This is a genomic window from Methanoplanus limicola DSM 2279 (assembly GCF_000243255.1).
GTDB lineage: Archaea > Halobacteriota > Methanomicrobia > Methanomicrobiales > Methanomicrobiaceae > Methanoplanus > Methanoplanus limicola.
Genome location: NZ_CM001436.1, coordinates 3,157,592 through 3,171,754, shown reverse-complemented (window position 1 = coordinate 3,171,754; position 14,163 = coordinate 3,157,592). Strand labels below are relative to the sequence as shown.

The window sequence follows — 14,163 nt, the reverse complement described above, 5'->3', positions numbered from 1 at the left end:
TATATAGTTTTCTGTTGTCGAATTATTGCTCGTCAATTGACGACCTGGTTGTTTTATCCCGTTCTGCCTGTCTCTCTCTTCTCCGGCAATATTCCTGCATGTTACGGCGGCATTTAACCGGGTTACTATTCCGGAATAAAACATCCGCATTTAAAAATGAGAGCGGGTAATACTTACGCGATTGCGGATGAAGGCTATCAGGGATACATATGAGAGGGACAGGCCGCGTGAAAAAATCGCCTGTAAAGGTGTGGAATGCCTTAAAAACAGGGAACTTATCGCGGCAATAATCGGCAGCGGCATGCCCGGACGGGATGTTTTGCAGGTAGCTTCTGAGATTGAAAAAATTCTTAACGATGCTAAGGGAAATCCCGGTTATGAATCCCTCCTCTCCGTTGACGGTGTGGGCGCTTCAAAGGCATCCCAGATAGTTGCCTCTTTTGAACTTGCAAGGCGCTACATGCCGCGTGATGCAGTTAAGATATCAAAGCCGCATGATGTCCTGCCTCTTGTGGACTATCTGAAGGGTAAAAAACAGGAGTATTTCATCTGTGTAACTCTCAATGGTGCCGGGGAAGTGATAGAAAACCGCGTTGTTACGGTCGGCACCTTAAACCACAGTCCAGTCCACCCAAGGGAGGTTTTTGCTGATGCGATATCAGACCGTGCCGCATCTGTAATTCTCATACATAACCACCCTTCAGGCAATCCGGAGCCTTCGGCAGATGATATCGCCGTGACCGAGAGGCTTTTGAAATCCGCAGAAATAGTCGGTATTGGAATTCTTGACCATATAATCATTGCAAAAAACGGTCTTGTAAGTTTAAGGGAGAGGGGTTATATCTGAGTGAACTGCAGATAAATCCCTGCTAAAAACAGGGTGACTGTTCACCTGTACCGGTTATCCGGATTCTTCAGCTGTATTTTTTGCCTTATCCTCAGCAATAAGCCTGCACATCTCATATGCCTTTGTATATGCTTCCTTTATCTTTTCAGGTTTTTTTGTGATGTCCTGAATACTGTCCATATCATTCTGAAGTACATCCTCCCAGTATTCAAAATCCGTTATGTCGCAGAAAGCCCTCATTGAAAGCCTGACACCATCGAAGTCATAAGGTACATTCATGCCGCCAATAGATATCAGGAGCGCCTTTCTCCATTTTTTCATCTCTTTTTTAACAAGCGGGTCTTTCCGTACATATTTTGCCATAAAAAATACCTGGAACCTGTCCATGAATGATTTTATGGCTCCCGGAAACCCCATAGTCATTACGGGCGAGGCAACAATTAACCCGTCAATCGTTCTGAATCTCTTTAAAAACGGAGATACGTCATCTTTCATCATGCAGTCATCATTCTGTTCGCAGTAGAAATACTCCATACATGGTGAAAATTTCAGTTTTGTAACCTCTACCTTTGTAACACTGCATCCTGCATCCTCAGCGCCTTTTATTGCTTCTGATAGCAGTCTTGCAGTATTTCCATCTTCAACCGGGCTTCCGAGCAGTGCAATAATCTGTGGTTTCATAATATTTTTCTCCTGACCGTCCGGAAATATTATTTGTCCTCCTGATTAACTTTCCGGTGGTGAAATTTATCTCTTAATCTCTAAACAATCCTGATAGGTAAAATTGTTTCTGTTATGGTTCTGCTGTTAACGCAGGCTTTTTTCCTGTGGTTGCCGTTTAGAAATGAAAATAATCATTATATTACTTTCTTATTTAAATGTTTTTTGTAAATCCGGACTGGTTTATTCTGTCATACTCCGGGTTATGCGGGTTGACCCGCTTCTCTCTTACTGTGCTGCCATTTGTGAAGTATCTCCTGGGAAAGTTTAATATGATAGCTGATTGATCAGAAAATGAGGTTTTTATTATGGCAGAAAATCCAAAAACGGTAAAAGCCGGCGAAAAAGTCGGCCCTGGCAAGTACGTCTGTATAGACTGCGGGCTTGAATTTGAGATCAATGACTCTCAGCAGGATTTAAGAAAATGCCCTACCTGTGCATGTGAGATGTATCAGTGCTTTCCGATAACACATATCAGGCCGGATATTCAGACTCCTGAGGACGCAAAACATCCTCCGGAGAGATAAATATTAATTTTCCGGGCTTTAATGTCCGAATGCTTAAATTTGCAGAATTTGTATTAAATTTACGGGGTGTAACAAAATGGTAAATGTAACTGAAGCCGGAGAGGTCTTTGAATGTGAGATCTGCGGTAATGTGGTAGAGGTACAGGAAGTCGGCGGCGGAGAGCTTGTCTGCTGCGGTGAACCTATGAGCAAAAAGGAGGAGTAACTGAGATGTCTGATTTAAAGGATCTTGAGAAGAAGATCGGCAAGGTTCCAAGAGTGTTCCGTGATATGGCAGAGAAGGACCCGATGATGTATGATAAAATTCTTGAATTTGACAATTACATCTGGGCAGACGGTTCCCTTACCAAACAGACCAAGAAGATCCTTGCAATTGCCATTACTGCGGCAATGAGGGATAACAGGGCACTTGCCGCCCAGATGGCCGGTGCTAAAAATCTCGGCGTTAAAAAGGAGGAGATTGAGGAAGCACTGCGTGTTGCCTTCCTTCTCTCAGGGATGCCTGCCTATGCACAGGGCAGAAATGAACTTGATGCACTTTATGAATAAATTACAGATTTTAGGGGAAAATAATTATGGAATCTGAAGATAAGGAATGTGAATGCCTCTCAATGCCTGTTATAGGCGAACCTGCACCGGAATTTGAGGCATTAACCACCCATGGAAAGATAAAGCTCTCGGACTACCGCGGGTCGTGGGTTATCATGTTTTCGCACCCGGCAGACTTTACTCCGGTCTGCACCACTGAATTTGCAGCCTTTGCAGGCGTTTATGATGAACTGAAATCACTGAATGCAAATCTTATCGGCCTTTCAATAGACAGTGTTCATTCTCATATTGCATGGGTCAGAAATATTGATGAGAAACTTGGAATTAAGATACCCTTCCCGGTCATCGCCGATCTTGATATGAGTGTGGCAAACAAATTCGGCATGATTCATAAGGGACAGAGCAACACCTCAACTGTCAGGACAGTCTTTTTCATCGATCCTGAAGGAAAGATCAGGGCAATGATCTATTATCCGCTCTCAAACGGGCGGTATATCCCGGAGATTGTCAGGGCTTTGAAGGCATTTCAGGCAAGTGACAAGCATCACATTGCAACCCCTGCAAACTGGCAGCCCGGCGATAAGGTGATTGTGCCCCCGCCGGCAACCCAGCAGGAGGCAGATGAGCGTGCCTCAAAAGGCTATGACTGTAAGGATTTCTATCTTTGCTTTAAGGATATCTGATATCCCTTCTTTTTTTAATCTCTGCATATCCTGCATTTGATGCGTAATAGTTTTATGCAATTCAGGACATATCAGGCAGATGTTATGGTAATATCCGTTCTTGCCTTTGCCGGAAGTCCGAGAAGGCATGGCAATTCCGAGACCCTTCTTGATTATCTTCTGGAAGATCTCAACTCCGATGAAGAGGTTGTTATTGAAAAATTTGCTCTCTCAGATATTGATGTCAGGCCCTGCCGCGGATGCAACTCCTGTGAGAAGAAGGGGGAATGCGTTATTAAGGATGATTTCCAGACGCTTATTGATAAGATCGAATCTGCGGATATAATTGTTCTCTCCGCTCCTGTGTACTGCCTTGGCCTCTGTTCACAGGCAAAGGCTCTTATTGACAGAATGCAGGTATTCAGATCGAGGAAATATGTCCTCAATATGGAGATTGTCCCGCCTGAGAAGAAAGGAAAAAAAGCCGGGGTATTTATTTCAACGGCGGGACAGGACTGGGACTGGGTCTTTGATGCCGTAATTCCGACTGTGAAATGTTTTTATCACCTTGCAGGAGTTAAAAACCGCGATATTGAATATCTTATGATTAATAATGTGGACGCCAAAGGGGCGGTTGAGGCACATCCCGATGCAAAAAGGCTTGCAGAAGAGGCAGCTGCATCTGTCCTGAAAAAGGTGAGAGTGCTTAGAGGCGGTGAGTGATATTACAATAAATGTTCTTGGTATTTCGGGAAGTCCCAGAAGAAACGGCAATACAGAAAAACTCCTTGACTGTTTTTTAAAAGGTGCAGATGCCGCCGGAGGGACTGTTGAGAAGATTGAACTCAGAAAACTTGGATATAAGAGCTGTATGGGGTGCAATAAATGCCATAAGACGGGTGTCTGTGTTGTACATGATGATCTTACAGGCATTTATGAGAAGATACTCTCTGCCGATATAACGGCTGTTGCCTCCCCGATATACTCAATGTCGGTGACTGCCGAGATAAAGGGCCTGATTGACCGCGGCCAGTATCTCTGGGCGAGGAAGTTTATCCTTGACAATCTGCACTTTGATGAGGACCATGTCAGAAATCATAAGGGGTTTTTCATCTCAACCGCAGGGATGGAGAGGGAGGATGTCTTTGATTATGTCAGGCCTGTAATGACTGCATTTTTTAATGACTGCGGTATTGAATTTACAGATACCATAGCGGCAAACGGGATGGATAAATACGGCGGTATTGAGGGACGGCCTGAAATTATGAAGAATGCTTATAATGCCGGAAGAGAAGCTGTGATTTCACTTATGGTCCGGAAAAAGGGCGAAGGATAATTCCGGATATTTTCATCCGGACCTTCTTATTTTTATCTGCGGGTCCCTGTTTCATATAGGTGTTTTGAGAGCAGATCTCCGGTATTGTGGCATATCTCCCGGCTGCGCTTAAGATTTTTACACACTTTTATTAAGGTTAATGCAGAATTCTCTGTAATGATACTGCCCTTTGGGAATTCATCAGGTGCTGATAAAGCCGGATCTGCGCCTGAAATATCACTGAACGATTTCCGCATAAAAATTGGGGAAGCGGAGGCTGAGGCAAAAAAAATAATCAGCAAGGCTGACGGTGAAATCAGTTCCCTGGATAAGATATCATGGAAACTGAGGTTTACAACTCCTATTCTTGCCGGGGCAGCACTTGTTAATGTCTGGCTGGTCTTCTATTGTACATCGGAGTATTTTCTGTACTGGATAATGTCATCGTTCATATTCCTTATGGTAAATCCCTTTCTGATGATGCTGCCGACTGATGTCGATGAAATTAAGTCTTACATAGCTTTTGTCAAAGATCTGAGGCACCGTGAGAAGAAGAGCCGGGATGAGGTTGAGTCTGCAAAAGGCGTTGAGAAGAAGGATTTTAAACTTGCGGATAAGAAAAAGAAGTTAAAGGCTCTCACTAAGCAGAAGAAGTTCTTCTCCGAATTTGCATGGAATCTCTTCTTCATAAACTGCCAGCCGCTGACTCTCGGTTTTCTTCTTATCTTCCTCCTCTCATCGGTCTTTGCATTTGTCGGATGGATGATGCTTGGGACATTTGAGAGGTATTCCTCTCTTATTGTGATAATTCAGTCTGTGGCAATAATTGCCTTTTACATAGGCATTGCGTATGCACAGCCATATTCGAGGGGTTTTTTCTCCGGAATGCTTGGTATGCATACCAATTTTAAGAAGAGATATGAGTCGGGCTGGACACAGCTGCTTAAATATATCCTCTACTCTGCCGTAATTATTATCGGTGGCGGACTGCTCTTCGTTGCGGCTATCCTGCTGCCGGGATTTACATACAGCAGTTTTACAGCCATTGAAGCAGACCTCCAGTTTAAGATCGGGCTTTTTATGGTGATATTTCTCTCACAGGTTATATTCGTCCGGCACCTTCAGGGCGCTTACAGCAGAAGGCTTGTCTTTGAACTTTTAAAATCTGAGCGTGAACTGGCTGAAAAGGAATTTTTACCTCTTCTTGCCAAGCTGAGGTCCGAATCGGAAGGCGGAGACGTAACTCCTGAAATGGCGGAGGAATTAAGAATTTCCGGGATGAATATGCTCAGCCTTGAGATGCTCTCAACAGATTACAGGGCATTGTTCGGCTATTTTCCGGTATGCACCATTATACCTGATATGGACGTTATCAAAGAGATTCCTGACAGGCTGTATGAGGAGAACTGAAGATTTTCACAGCCGTTTCCCGGCATCCGATAATAATTTAATCTATTTTTGTTTTTTCATCCGGAAATCCCCGGAGAAGGTTTTGATATTTACGGTACAGCCAGTCCCGGACTTCTGTCATCATGCCGGTTCCGGCTTCTCAGCCGGACTAAAAGAGGTTAGTGTGGGGGTTATGCAAAGATTTTGACTATAGAATCCAGGATTCCGCCGTAGTCCTGTGATATGAGGATCATTGCCAGGGATGCGATGATCAACACTGCAAATACTGCCGGGTTCCACGAGAGGATCTTCTTTCCGTCAAGGACGCTTACAGGCAGCAGGTTGAAGAAGGCTATCATTGAGTTCACCGACATACCGACCATTCCGGTTATGGTGAGCAGGAACGGCAGCAGTCCTGTCCCGAGCACTGCCCCGAGAATGATAAGCAGGAGGAATGGCACGCAGAGTATGAGGTTTACAACCGGCCCTGCGGCTGAGATCATTCCGTTCTCCTTCGTTGTCATCGGCCTGCCGTCCCTTGAATAGATAACTGTCGCACCGGGAGCGGCAAATACTACTCCGACCAGTGCTGCAAGGGCCACTGCAATGACAAGCATCTGGTTGTCCCTTCTGAATTCTGCCCAGTAGCCGTATTTTATCGCTGTAAATTTATGCGCAAGTTCATGAAGGGCGAACCCCAGACCTACTGTTAAGAGCGAAACTCCGAAGAATATCAGAAATGTCTCCGGAGTTACATTGTTTCTGACAAATATGAGTGTAAATGCTATGGCGATTGCAAGCCAGGCAATTATCAGATCGTGCTTTTCCCTTTTGGTTATGAGGGATAATATATTGGTATTCATTCTGACTGACAGTACTTTTCTAATTATGACCTCTTATTCCTGTTGATAGTGCGGCACCTGTCCGCTCTCTCTTAAGGGTTAATATATATTGTGCCGGAGAATTATTATCATGGATCTGATGGAAGCAAGAAGCCGGATAGAAGAGATAGATATGAAGATTATCAGCCTCATAAGTGAGAGGTCTGATCTGGCTCTAAAGGTTGCAGAGGCCAAGAGAATAGAAGGCGGTGCGGTACGTGATGAAGAGCAGAGGGAGAAGGTAATCTCACGTGCGATAGATAAGGCCAGGGAATACGGCCTTGATCCTGAACCTGTAAAGGAGATATTTGAGCTTCTGATTCTTATGAATGAATACCGGCAGTGGCAGATTGCTGAAGGGGATTAGGTCTCTTCCGGAATTTTTACAGAGATCATAATATACGAATCATCAAACATCACCCCGTGTACAAGGTACACACTGCCTGAATCTTCAGGCCCTTTGAGTTTTAACCTCTCCCATCCGAATACCCCGTTTCTGACAATGCCGGTCATTAGAATATCCCTCTCCTTTGTCTTCTCCCAGACTGATGAGAAGAGTTTACCCTTCACGTCCGCACCACTGCATACCATTTCAGTAAAGGAGCGGTTAATCTCCAGTATCTCAAAGTCCGGGTGGGATATTATGCAGATGCCGACCGGTGAATAATGGAAGGCAAATCTGTAAAGCCTGCTCTGGTCATTCTTCTTCCGGAGAAAATCCATACTGATGTTATTCTCCGGATGATATTATTATTTACTGCCTCTTCTGAAGGCAAAAAAAGTTAAACGGATGCTGAAGGGCAGTACCCGGAAGAGGGTTTTACTGCTCATTTCTTGTGATCATGGTTCCTACGCCCTCATGCGTGAAAAGTTCAAGCAGGAGGCTGTGATCGTTGTTTCCGTTTATTATGTGCGTGTAATCGACACCGTTTTTAAGGCAGCTGATGCATGACTCAATTTTTGGTATCATGCCGCTTACAATGACGCCCTCTTCTATGAGCCTTTCAGCCTCATTTATGTTCAGCCTGTGGTATGTCCTTGTCCTCTGGGCATTCATCACACCGTCGACATCAGACATATTGATGAATTTAAACGCCTTTAAGGCAACTGCAATCTCGCCTGCGGCGGTGTCGGCATTTACATTCAGGCTCATTCCTCTCTTGTCTATTGCAATTGGAGCAATTACCGGGATATACTTGTTCTCCAGCAGACATTCAAGGAGGGATGGATCAACCTCTTCTATCTCACCGACATGGCCGAGATCGACATCCTGCTCAAGGTCGTCTATCTTTATCCTCTTTGCTCCCATCTTCTTTGCAAAGAGAATATTGCCGTCATTGCCGGACACTCCGACACCCCTTGCGCCGAATTTGGTGATGAGGGAGACTATGCCGTCATTTATCTTTCCGACAAGAACCATCTGGGCAATCTCAAGGGTCTCTTTGTCAGTAATTCTAAGTCCGGCGACAAATTTAGGCTCTTTACCCATATCTTTCATCTTCTGGGTGATCTCAGGGCCGCCGCCGTGAACGATTACAACCCGCATTCCGACATAATGCAGGAGCACCACGTCCTGAATTACGGTGTCAAGAACGCCTGCGTCCACCATGGCATGCCCGCCCAGTTTTACAACGACGGTTTTGCCGTGGAACTGCTGGATATAAGGCATCGCCTCCATTAAAACATCTACCCTGTTCATGTTGTGTACTTCCCGTTAATTTCCACATATTTCTCTGTCAGATCACATCCCCAGGCTGTTGCGGATTCACTGCCTGAGTCGAGATCTATAATAAAGGTGACTGTTTCACCTGCCATCATATCCTTTGCCGCCTTCAGTGTTTCCGGATTTTTGATGTCATCTGCGGTTATCTCCCCTCTGACAGCAAGAGGTACTCTCTTTTCACCGTCTGATATATATACTGAGGCTTTATCCACATCAAACTCAACGCCTGCACGCCCTGCTGCGGCGATAACACGGCCCCAGTTTGGGTCCTCGCCGTAAACGGCTGTTTTAACAAGCGGAGATTCGATCACGGTCTTTGCAACAGCCGCTGCATCGTCCTCGGATGCGGCATTTATTACTGTTATCTCAAGCATCTTTGTTGCGCCCTCACCGTCTGATGCTATCTGCTTTGCGAGGGATATACATACCTCCTCAAGTGCGCTGTATAACTCGTCAGGGTCTGCCCTTCCGTTAATTCCGGTGGCGGTTAAGAATGCACAGTCGTTTGTCGATGTGTCGCCGTCTACAACAACCCTGTTAAAACTCCTGTCAACCGCTTTTTTAAGCATAACGCTGAGTTCTTCCGCCTCTGCCTCAGCATCCGTATAGATGAATGCAAGCATTGTTCCCATGTTGGGCGCTATCATGCCGCTGCCCTTTGTAATTCCTGCGACAGTAAAGCCCTCTCTTCTGCATACTGCGTGCTTTGGCTTTTTGTCTGTCGTCATTATGGCTGATTCTGCATCAGATTCAGCTTTTTCGTCCCGGGAGAGACTGGATTTTATCCTGTTGAACTGGTCCTCAACTATCTCCATTCTCATAAAACGCCCGATGACCCCTGTGCTTGCAACGCCTACCTTTTCAGGAGATGTCCCGAATGCCTCTGCCCCAAGTTCTGCCATCCTCTCTGCATCTTTTAATCCCTGTTCCCCGGTATAGACGTTTGCATTTCCGGAATTGACGATTATGCCGTCCAGGTATCCGGATTTCATCCTCTCTCTCATGAGGTGCACAGGCTCTGCTGCGAGAAGGTTTTTTGTAAATACTGCGGCAGCGTTTCCTGAAGCTTTTATGAGTGCAAGGCCGTATTTGCCCTCCTTAATTCCGGCCGCAGTTACACCTTTAACGGCACATATATTGTTCATATTATTCTTTAGTCCCCGTTTGATCCTGTTCCTATGCCCCTGACTATGTCCTGCCTGGTGATGATTCCGACAAGCCTGTTCTGCTTCAGGACAGGAAGCCTGGCAATTCCCTCTGAGAGCATAAGTCCGGCAGCATCTTCAATGTCAGCTTCGTCATCTATTGATACAATCTCTGTGCTCATTATATCTGATACAGGACTGTCCCCTATGTCTGAGAGTGCTTTTTTTGTCTTCTCCCAGTTGATAAATTCACGGATTGGGATCTCGATTATCTCCAGCGGGGACGGCAGCCAGAGGTCGTCACTTAAGTCGCCTGTGTCAAGCAGTGAAAGTATGTCCGTCTCTGTCACAATTCCGGCAAGTCTCTCGCCGTTCATTACCGGAAGGCCGCCTATTCTTTTTTTCCTCAGAATTCCGGCTGCCTCACTCACCTTTGAATTAACTGTTATTGTCACCGGGTTAGGTGTCATTACGTCCCTGACTTTCATTGTTATAACCTCTTTTTACGGGAATACCGGGGCGTTCACAAGCCCGTCGTTCTCCCTGTATCCGCACATTATATTCATATTCTGTATCGCCTGTCCGCTTGCGCCTTTTACAAGATTGTCTATGGCTGATACTGCAACTATCCTTCTGCCCTCACTCTCAACGGCAATATCACAGAAATTGCTGCCCCTTACTTCAGCAAGGGTCGGGTTCTGAAGCCTTACGAAGAACTCATTTCTGTAGTAATCCTCATATAATTTTTCTGCCTCAGCCTGTTCAACCGGCTCTTTAAGCAGTATGTGTGCTGTTGTGAGTATGCCCCTGTTAACCGGGAGAAGGTGCGGTGTGAAATGGCAGTCTGCATCCGATCCCAGAAATGCCAGTTCCTGTTTCATCTCCGAGAGATGCCTGTGGTTTGTCCATTTGTAGGCTTTCAGGCTGTCTGCAACGTTTGTGTACTGGTTTGTCGCCGTCGGAGCAACTCCTGCGCCTGAAACTCCTGTTTTGGAGTCATAGATCACCGTCTCAGCCATCCCTGCAAGCGGTGCGGCTGCAAGTGTTGCACCTGTGGGGAAGCATCCCGGGTTTGCGACAAAAGAGCTTCCCTTTATCTCTTCCCTGTGAATCTCCGGAAGTCCGTACGGCGCTTTAAAGTAGTTTTTATGGGCTACTCCGTATGTCTCTTCATATACGTCAGGCGGCAGCCTGTAGTCAGCACTTAAGTCAACGGTCTTAATCCCCCTTTCCATGAGGTCAGCGGTGTAGTTCATCGCAACTGTATGCGGTACCGCAAGGAATGCAAAGTCTGCATCAACTGTCCGTGTCTCAGGGTCGGTGAATTTCAGGTCGCACAGCCCCTTTAAATTCCGGTGGACTGAATCAACCGTTGCTCCTTCTTCCTTTCTTGAGGTGGCGCATGTAACCTCTGCCTGTGAATGGGTGAGAAGGAGCCTTATCAGATCCCCTCCGGTAAATCCGGAGGCCCCGATAATTGCAATATCCATAAAATAGTATTTATTAACAAAGCGTAAAATCCCTTTGTCTTTTGTTCAGGGTTATTTTACTGCCGGCCGGGATTAATCTGTGCTGCCAAATTTGTAAAAAAGCCTTTTTGCAATATTTTCTATCATTTGCCGGTTTTCAAGAGCGACCAGCAGATCATCGGGGAGTCCTGAAGCTCCGAACTCTGCACCGGCCCATGCGCCGCATATGAAGGCCGTTGTGTCTGTATTCCCGCCTGTCTGGGAGGCAATATTCAGGAAATTTATATCTTCGCCATAGCGCAGTATCAGATACGCCGACAGTGGTATTGTCTGATAGACGCTTACATTATTCCCGATTGTCTGAAGCGCGCTCTCCGGTGAAATGCCTTCTTCAGCATAATTTATTGCCAGGTCTATCTTACCGGCAAGCTTCTCATCAACTTTTGCCATCTCTTTTGTGGCATGGTAAAGTGGTTCTGTATCATGGCTTAGTGTGTACCTGAGAAGAAGTGCAAACCAGAGTGCGCCTGCATGCGCCGCGGGACTGCTGTGAGTGACTGAGCATGCCTCAGTAAGCTTTTCCTTTATAGCCGGGGTATCTGAATATACAAGGGCGAAAGGAAGTCCGAGTGGTACACAGCCCGCTGTGTCCGAGAAGCAGCCCGGATTTTCATCTCCTGCAACTATATGTCTGCATGCGCTGAGTATTGTCCCGTCCGGAAACCTGAGCTGTTTTCCGAGGTAAAGCTCTTTTAGCCTTTCTGTGTAGGATTTTACAGAGTAGTTTCCGCTTATGAATAGTTCAGATACGGCAAGTGCAATCTGGGTGTCGTCGGTATAGCAGCCTTCTTTGAGTCCGGAATTAGGATGAATCCGGCTTGGTTTTACATATTCTGTCCTCAGATGCCTCAGGGATGCCGGTGTTGTCTCGTATGGCATTCCGAGTGCATCACCAATTGCTGCACCAAGCATCGCGCCCCTGTATTCATTCTCCATCAGAATATACTCTATTGATTCCTTGGTTAAACTTTGTCATTGTTCTTCTGTCAGAATGATTTTCCTGCAATACGGGCAGAATGTGCGCTGTTTCTCTTTTTTTGTGCTTATATGACAAATTATATTCACTATTTTTTCCTCTGCCGGGTCTTTTCGGGGGCTGCCGTCCCAGTGTCCGGGGTTAGAACTTTTCCGGATAATATTTTGGATATCCGGGTGAACCAGTTCTTAGTGGGATATTTTAGGCCGGTTTATGGCTTTTTATTCTCTGAATCCGGAGAAATGTTATTTACATTCTTTTTAGATACTATTTATCCTGTATTTATACGGGATTTTGGAGGGTGATGCCAGTTGAAACTGCTGATGGTGGATGAAGAGCCGGAAATTCTGGAGCTTGCCGGGATTTATCTCAATAAATATTCTTTTTATGATATCGATAAGGTATATTCGGCTGACAAAGCTCTTGAATGTCTCAGAATCAAAAATTATGATGCCATAGTCTCTGACTACGAGATGCCTGAGATGGACGGTCTGACTTTCCTCAAAAACGTCAGGAAGAGCCGGCCGACCATACCTTTCATTATTTTTTCCGGAAAGGGCAGGGATGAGGTGGTCGTTGAGGCCTTCAGGTTCGGGGCTGACGGCTTTGTACAGAAGGGTAAGAATGCGAAGGCAAATTTTGCAGAACTCTCGCACCAGATTGAGATAGCGGTTGCGAGAAACAGCGCAAAGTCCGAGCTTAAGGTAAAGGAACAGGCTATCGAGTGTTCATACAACGGGGTATTTCTTGCAGATGCCGAGACTCTGTTAGTTTCATATGTCAACCGTTCGGGCCTTTCACTTTTTAATTATGGTGCCAAAGGTGAAATGATTGGGAGGTCTTTACATGATTTCCTTGAAATTCCGGATGAGATTGACATTGCGAGCGATATTCTCTGCCGGGTGAAGGACAAAGGCGGTTTTGTGGGGGAGCTTAAAGGCAGAAGAAAGGACGGTTCGTCCGTTCATCTCCGGATTTCAATAGATATGATCACCGATGAGGCCACCGGGACTGACCATCTCTTTGGGACATTTGTGGATATTACCGAGCAGAAAGAGTATGAGAAAGAATTTCTCTCCTATATCACCGAAGCCGCCAGAAGAATACGTGAACCTCTTTTTCATATCTCAAGGTCCCTTGAGGCGGCGGCTTTTTCTGATACGCATGACCCTGAAAAATTAAGGCTTATGCTTCTTGTCCAGAAGAAGAATGCCGACCAGGTGATTGAGAATCTCAATGAGCTGAACAGGGCGATTACAAAGGCCAAGGATTACATCCCTGATGAATATCTTGAATATCTGTTAAGGTGAATTTTGTCGGGCATTGATGGTTTTATCAGCGGAGAAGGGGCGGCAAAGGTAGTGCTGGCTCTGACACGGGCAGAGAACCTTGCAAATGCCAACTGTGAAATTATCAAAAAATCTGCTGAAGCCGGCAACAGGTCAATAGTTATCACGATGAACAACCCCTCTCCTCTCTTAAAAGACCTCTACAGGTCAGAGGGGATAGATATCTCAAATGTCTATTTTATAGATGCAATCACAAAGTATGCCCTTGGCAGTCTTCCGGGTGACATCGACAACTCTGTCTTCGTTACAAGTCCGTCAAATCTGACGGATATAGGTATTTCAGTGACTGAGATGTTAAAGGAGAATTCTGGTGAGAAGACGATTGTTCTTCTCGATTCTGTCAACACCATGCTTATCTACATGCCCACCCCGACACTGACCAAATTCATGCATTTTATGTCCAGCAAATTAAGACTGATGAAGTGTACGGGTTTTTATCTCTCTGTAAAAGAGGGGCTTGACCCTGTCCTTCTGATGCAGCTCAAAACTTTTTCTGACAGCACTGAAGAGATCTGAATGCTGCGGCTAAGACCCTTAAGCAGGCCTGTAAA

General features: G+C 45.6%; 19 protein-coding genes. 11 read left to right on the top strand and 8 right to left on the bottom strand.

Going from position 1 to position 14,163, the window contains the following annotated elements; all coding sequences use genetic code 11:
* Positions 1–187: 187 nt before the first annotated feature.
* Positions 188–847 carry a RadC family protein gene (radC, locus tag METLIM_RS15135; RefSeq protein ID WP_004079791.1) on the top strand — a complete coding sequence of 220 codons (660 nt, stop codon included), beginning with the start codon at positions 188–190 and terminating at the stop codon, positions 845–847.
* Between the two features lie 54 nt (positions 848–901).
* On the opposite strand, the gene METLIM_RS15130 is transcribed toward radC, so the two are convergent.
* Positions 902–1,528: a flavodoxin family protein gene (locus tag METLIM_RS15130; RefSeq protein WP_004079790.1), complete on the bottom strand. Its 627-nt coding sequence runs from the start codon at positions 1,526–1,528 to the stop codon at positions 902–904.
* Between the two features lie 347 nt (positions 1,529–1,875).
* Here METLIM_RS15130 and METLIM_RS15125 point away from each other — a divergent pair, with 347 nt between their 5' ends.
* The 7 genes from METLIM_RS15125 (at position 1,876) to METLIM_RS15095 (ending at position 6,030) form a co-directional block, all read left to right on the top strand.
* Positions 1,876–2,094, top strand: coding sequence for a zinc ribbon-containing protein (locus tag METLIM_RS15125; protein ID WP_004079789.1), 219 nt, complete (start codon positions 1,876–1,878; stop codon positions 2,092–2,094).
* 76 nt (positions 2,095–2,170) lie between these two features.
* Positions 2,171–2,299: a desulfoferrodoxin FeS4 iron-binding domain-containing protein gene (locus METLIM_RS15120; RefSeq protein WP_004079788.1), complete on the top strand. Its 129-nt coding sequence runs from the start codon at positions 2,171–2,173 to the stop codon at positions 2,297–2,299.
* A gap of 5 nt (positions 2,300–2,304) precedes the next feature.
* Complete coding sequence (locus METLIM_RS15115) at positions 2,305–2,643, top strand: carboxymuconolactone decarboxylase family protein (RefSeq protein WP_004079787.1); 339 nt, start codon at positions 2,305–2,307, stop codon at positions 2,641–2,643.
* Between the two features lie 26 nt (positions 2,644–2,669).
* Positions 2,670–3,326: a peroxiredoxin gene (locus METLIM_RS15110; RefSeq protein WP_004079786.1), complete on the top strand. Its 657-nt coding sequence runs from the start codon at positions 2,670–2,672 to the stop codon at positions 3,324–3,326.
* An 84-nt stretch (positions 3,327–3,410) separates the two neighbouring features.
* The gene (locus METLIM_RS15105; protein WP_004079785.1) at positions 3,411–4,028 is read left to right on the top strand and encodes a flavodoxin family protein; all 618 of its coding nucleotides are present in this window, start codon (positions 3,411–3,413) and stop codon (positions 4,026–4,028) included.
* Positions 4,021–4,641, top strand: coding sequence for a flavodoxin family protein (locus METLIM_RS15100; RefSeq protein ID WP_004079784.1), 621 nt, complete (start codon positions 4,021–4,023; stop codon positions 4,639–4,641). The genes METLIM_RS15105 and METLIM_RS15100 overlap by 8 nt, the downstream gene beginning before the upstream one ends.
* A gap of 156 nt (positions 4,642–4,797) precedes the next feature.
* A complete protein-coding gene (locus METLIM_RS15095; protein WP_004079783.1) occupies positions 4,798–6,030 on the top strand; it encodes a hypothetical protein in 1,233 nt (410 codons plus the stop codon).
* Between the two features lie 170 nt (positions 6,031–6,200).
* Here METLIM_RS15095 and METLIM_RS15090 read toward each other — a convergent pair whose 3' ends face one another.
* The gene (locus METLIM_RS15090; RefSeq protein ID WP_004079782.1) at positions 6,201–6,872 is read right to left on the bottom strand and encodes a zinc metalloprotease; all 672 of its coding nucleotides are present in this window, start codon (positions 6,870–6,872) and stop codon (positions 6,201–6,203) included.
* A 109-nt stretch (positions 6,873–6,981) separates the two neighbouring features.
* On the opposite strand from METLIM_RS15090, the gene METLIM_RS15085 reads away from it, so the two are divergent.
* A complete protein-coding gene (locus METLIM_RS15085; protein ID WP_004079781.1) occupies positions 6,982–7,257 on the top strand; it encodes a chorismate mutase in 276 nt (91 codons plus the stop codon).
* On the opposite strand, the gene METLIM_RS15080 is transcribed toward METLIM_RS15085, so the two are convergent.
* The 6 genes from METLIM_RS15080 to METLIM_RS15055 all read right to left on the bottom strand — a co-directional run bounded on the left by METLIM_RS15080 (position 7,254) and on the right by METLIM_RS15055 (position 12,223).
* A complete protein-coding gene (locus tag METLIM_RS15080) occupies positions 7,254–7,613 on the bottom strand; it encodes a PAS domain-containing protein (protein WP_004079780.1) in 360 nt (119 codons plus the stop codon). The two genes, METLIM_RS15085 and METLIM_RS15080, sit on opposite strands and share 4 nt — an antisense overlap.
* A 97-nt stretch (positions 7,614–7,710) precedes the next feature.
* Positions 7,711–8,589: an acetylglutamate kinase gene (argB, locus tag METLIM_RS15075; RefSeq protein ID WP_004079779.1), complete on the bottom strand. Its 879-nt coding sequence runs from the start codon at positions 8,587–8,589 to the stop codon at positions 7,711–7,713.
* Positions 8,586–9,758, bottom strand: a complete 1,173-nt coding sequence (gene argJ, locus METLIM_RS15070) for a bifunctional ornithine acetyltransferase/N-acetylglutamate synthase (RefSeq protein WP_004079778.1) — start codon at positions 9,756–9,758, stop codon at positions 8,586–8,588. The genes argB and argJ overlap by 4 nt, the downstream gene beginning before the upstream one ends.
* An 8-nt stretch (positions 9,759–9,766) precedes the next feature.
* Positions 9,767–10,246, bottom strand: coding sequence for a CBS domain-containing protein (locus METLIM_RS15065; protein WP_004079777.1), 480 nt, complete (start codon positions 10,244–10,246; stop codon positions 9,767–9,769).
* 15 nt (positions 10,247–10,261) lie between these two features.
* Entirely contained in the window at positions 10,262–11,248 is a 987-nt protein-coding gene (argC, locus tag METLIM_RS15060) for an N-acetyl-gamma-glutamyl-phosphate reductase (RefSeq protein WP_004079776.1), read from the bottom strand.
* A 72-nt stretch (positions 11,249–11,320) separates the two neighbouring features.
* Positions 11,321–12,223, bottom strand: coding sequence for an ADP-ribosylglycohydrolase family protein (locus METLIM_RS15055; RefSeq protein ID WP_004079775.1), 903 nt, complete (start codon positions 12,221–12,223; stop codon positions 11,321–11,323).
* A 351-nt stretch (positions 12,224–12,574) separates the two neighbouring features.
* Here METLIM_RS15055 and METLIM_RS15870 point away from each other — a divergent pair, with 351 nt between their 5' ends.
* Both METLIM_RS15870 and METLIM_RS15040 read left to right on the top strand, forming a co-directional pair.
* The gene (locus tag METLIM_RS15870; RefSeq protein WP_004079774.1) at positions 12,575–13,573 is read left to right on the top strand and encodes a PAS domain-containing response regulator; all 999 of its coding nucleotides are present in this window, start codon (positions 12,575–12,577) and stop codon (positions 13,571–13,573) included.
* Between the two features lie 3 nt (positions 13,574–13,576).
* Positions 13,577–14,128, top strand: a complete 552-nt coding sequence (locus METLIM_RS15040; RefSeq protein ID WP_004079773.1) for a hypothetical protein — start codon at positions 13,577–13,579, stop codon at positions 14,126–14,128.
* The last annotated feature ends 35 nt before the right edge of the window (positions 14,129–14,163 follow it).

Excerpts from the sequence above, each read along its gene's own strand:
- radC (WP_004079791.1), top strand. The coding sequence starts at position 188 with ATGAAGGCTATCAGGGATACATATGAGAGGGACAGGCCGCGTGAAAAA.
- METLIM_RS15130 (WP_004079790.1), bottom strand. The coding sequence starts at position 1,528 with ATGAAACCACAGATTATTGCACTGCTCGGAAGCCCGGTTGAAGATGGA.
- METLIM_RS15125 (WP_004079789.1), top strand. The coding sequence starts at position 1,876 with ATGGCAGAAAATCCAAAAACGGTAAAAGCCGGCGAAAAAGTCGGCCCT.
- METLIM_RS15120 (WP_004079788.1), top strand. The coding sequence starts at position 2,171 with ATGGTAAATGTAACTGAAGCCGGAGAGGTCTTTGAATGTGAGATCTGC.
- METLIM_RS15115 (WP_004079787.1), top strand. The coding sequence starts at position 2,305 with ATGTCTGATTTAAAGGATCTTGAGAAGAAGATCGGCAAGGTTCCAAGA.
- METLIM_RS15110 (WP_004079786.1), top strand. The coding sequence starts at position 2,670 with ATGGAATCTGAAGATAAGGAATGTGAATGCCTCTCAATGCCTGTTATA.
- METLIM_RS15105 (WP_004079785.1), top strand. The coding sequence starts at position 3,411 with ATGGTAATATCCGTTCTTGCCTTTGCCGGAAGTCCGAGAAGGCATGGC.
- METLIM_RS15095 (WP_004079783.1), top strand. The coding sequence starts at position 4,798 with ATGATACTGCCCTTTGGGAATTCATCAGGTGCTGATAAAGCCGGATCT.
- METLIM_RS15090 (WP_004079782.1), bottom strand. The coding sequence starts at position 6,872 with ATGAATACCAATATATTATCCCTCATAACCAAAAGGGAAAAGCACGAT.
- METLIM_RS15085 (WP_004079781.1), top strand. The coding sequence starts at position 6,982 with ATGGATCTGATGGAAGCAAGAAGCCGGATAGAAGAGATAGATATGAAG.
- METLIM_RS15080 (WP_004079780.1), bottom strand. The coding sequence starts at position 7,613 with ATGGATTTTCTCCGGAAGAAGAATGACCAGAGCAGGCTTTACAGATTT.
- argB (WP_004079779.1), bottom strand. The coding sequence starts at position 8,589 with ATGAACAGGGTAGATGTTTTAATGGAGGCGATGCCTTATATCCAGCAG.
- argJ (WP_004079778.1), bottom strand. The coding sequence starts at position 9,758 with ATGAACAATATATGTGCCGTTAAAGGTGTAACTGCGGCCGGAATTAAG.
- METLIM_RS15065 (WP_004079777.1), bottom strand. The coding sequence starts at position 10,246 with ATGAAAGTCAGGGACGTAATGACACCTAACCCGGTGACAATAACAGTT.
- argC (WP_004079776.1), bottom strand. The coding sequence starts at position 11,248 with ATGGATATTGCAATTATCGGGGCCTCCGGATTTACCGGAGGGGATCTG.
- METLIM_RS15055 (WP_004079775.1), bottom strand. The coding sequence starts at position 12,223 with ATGGAGAATGAATACAGGGGCGCGATGCTTGGTGCAGCAATTGGTGAT.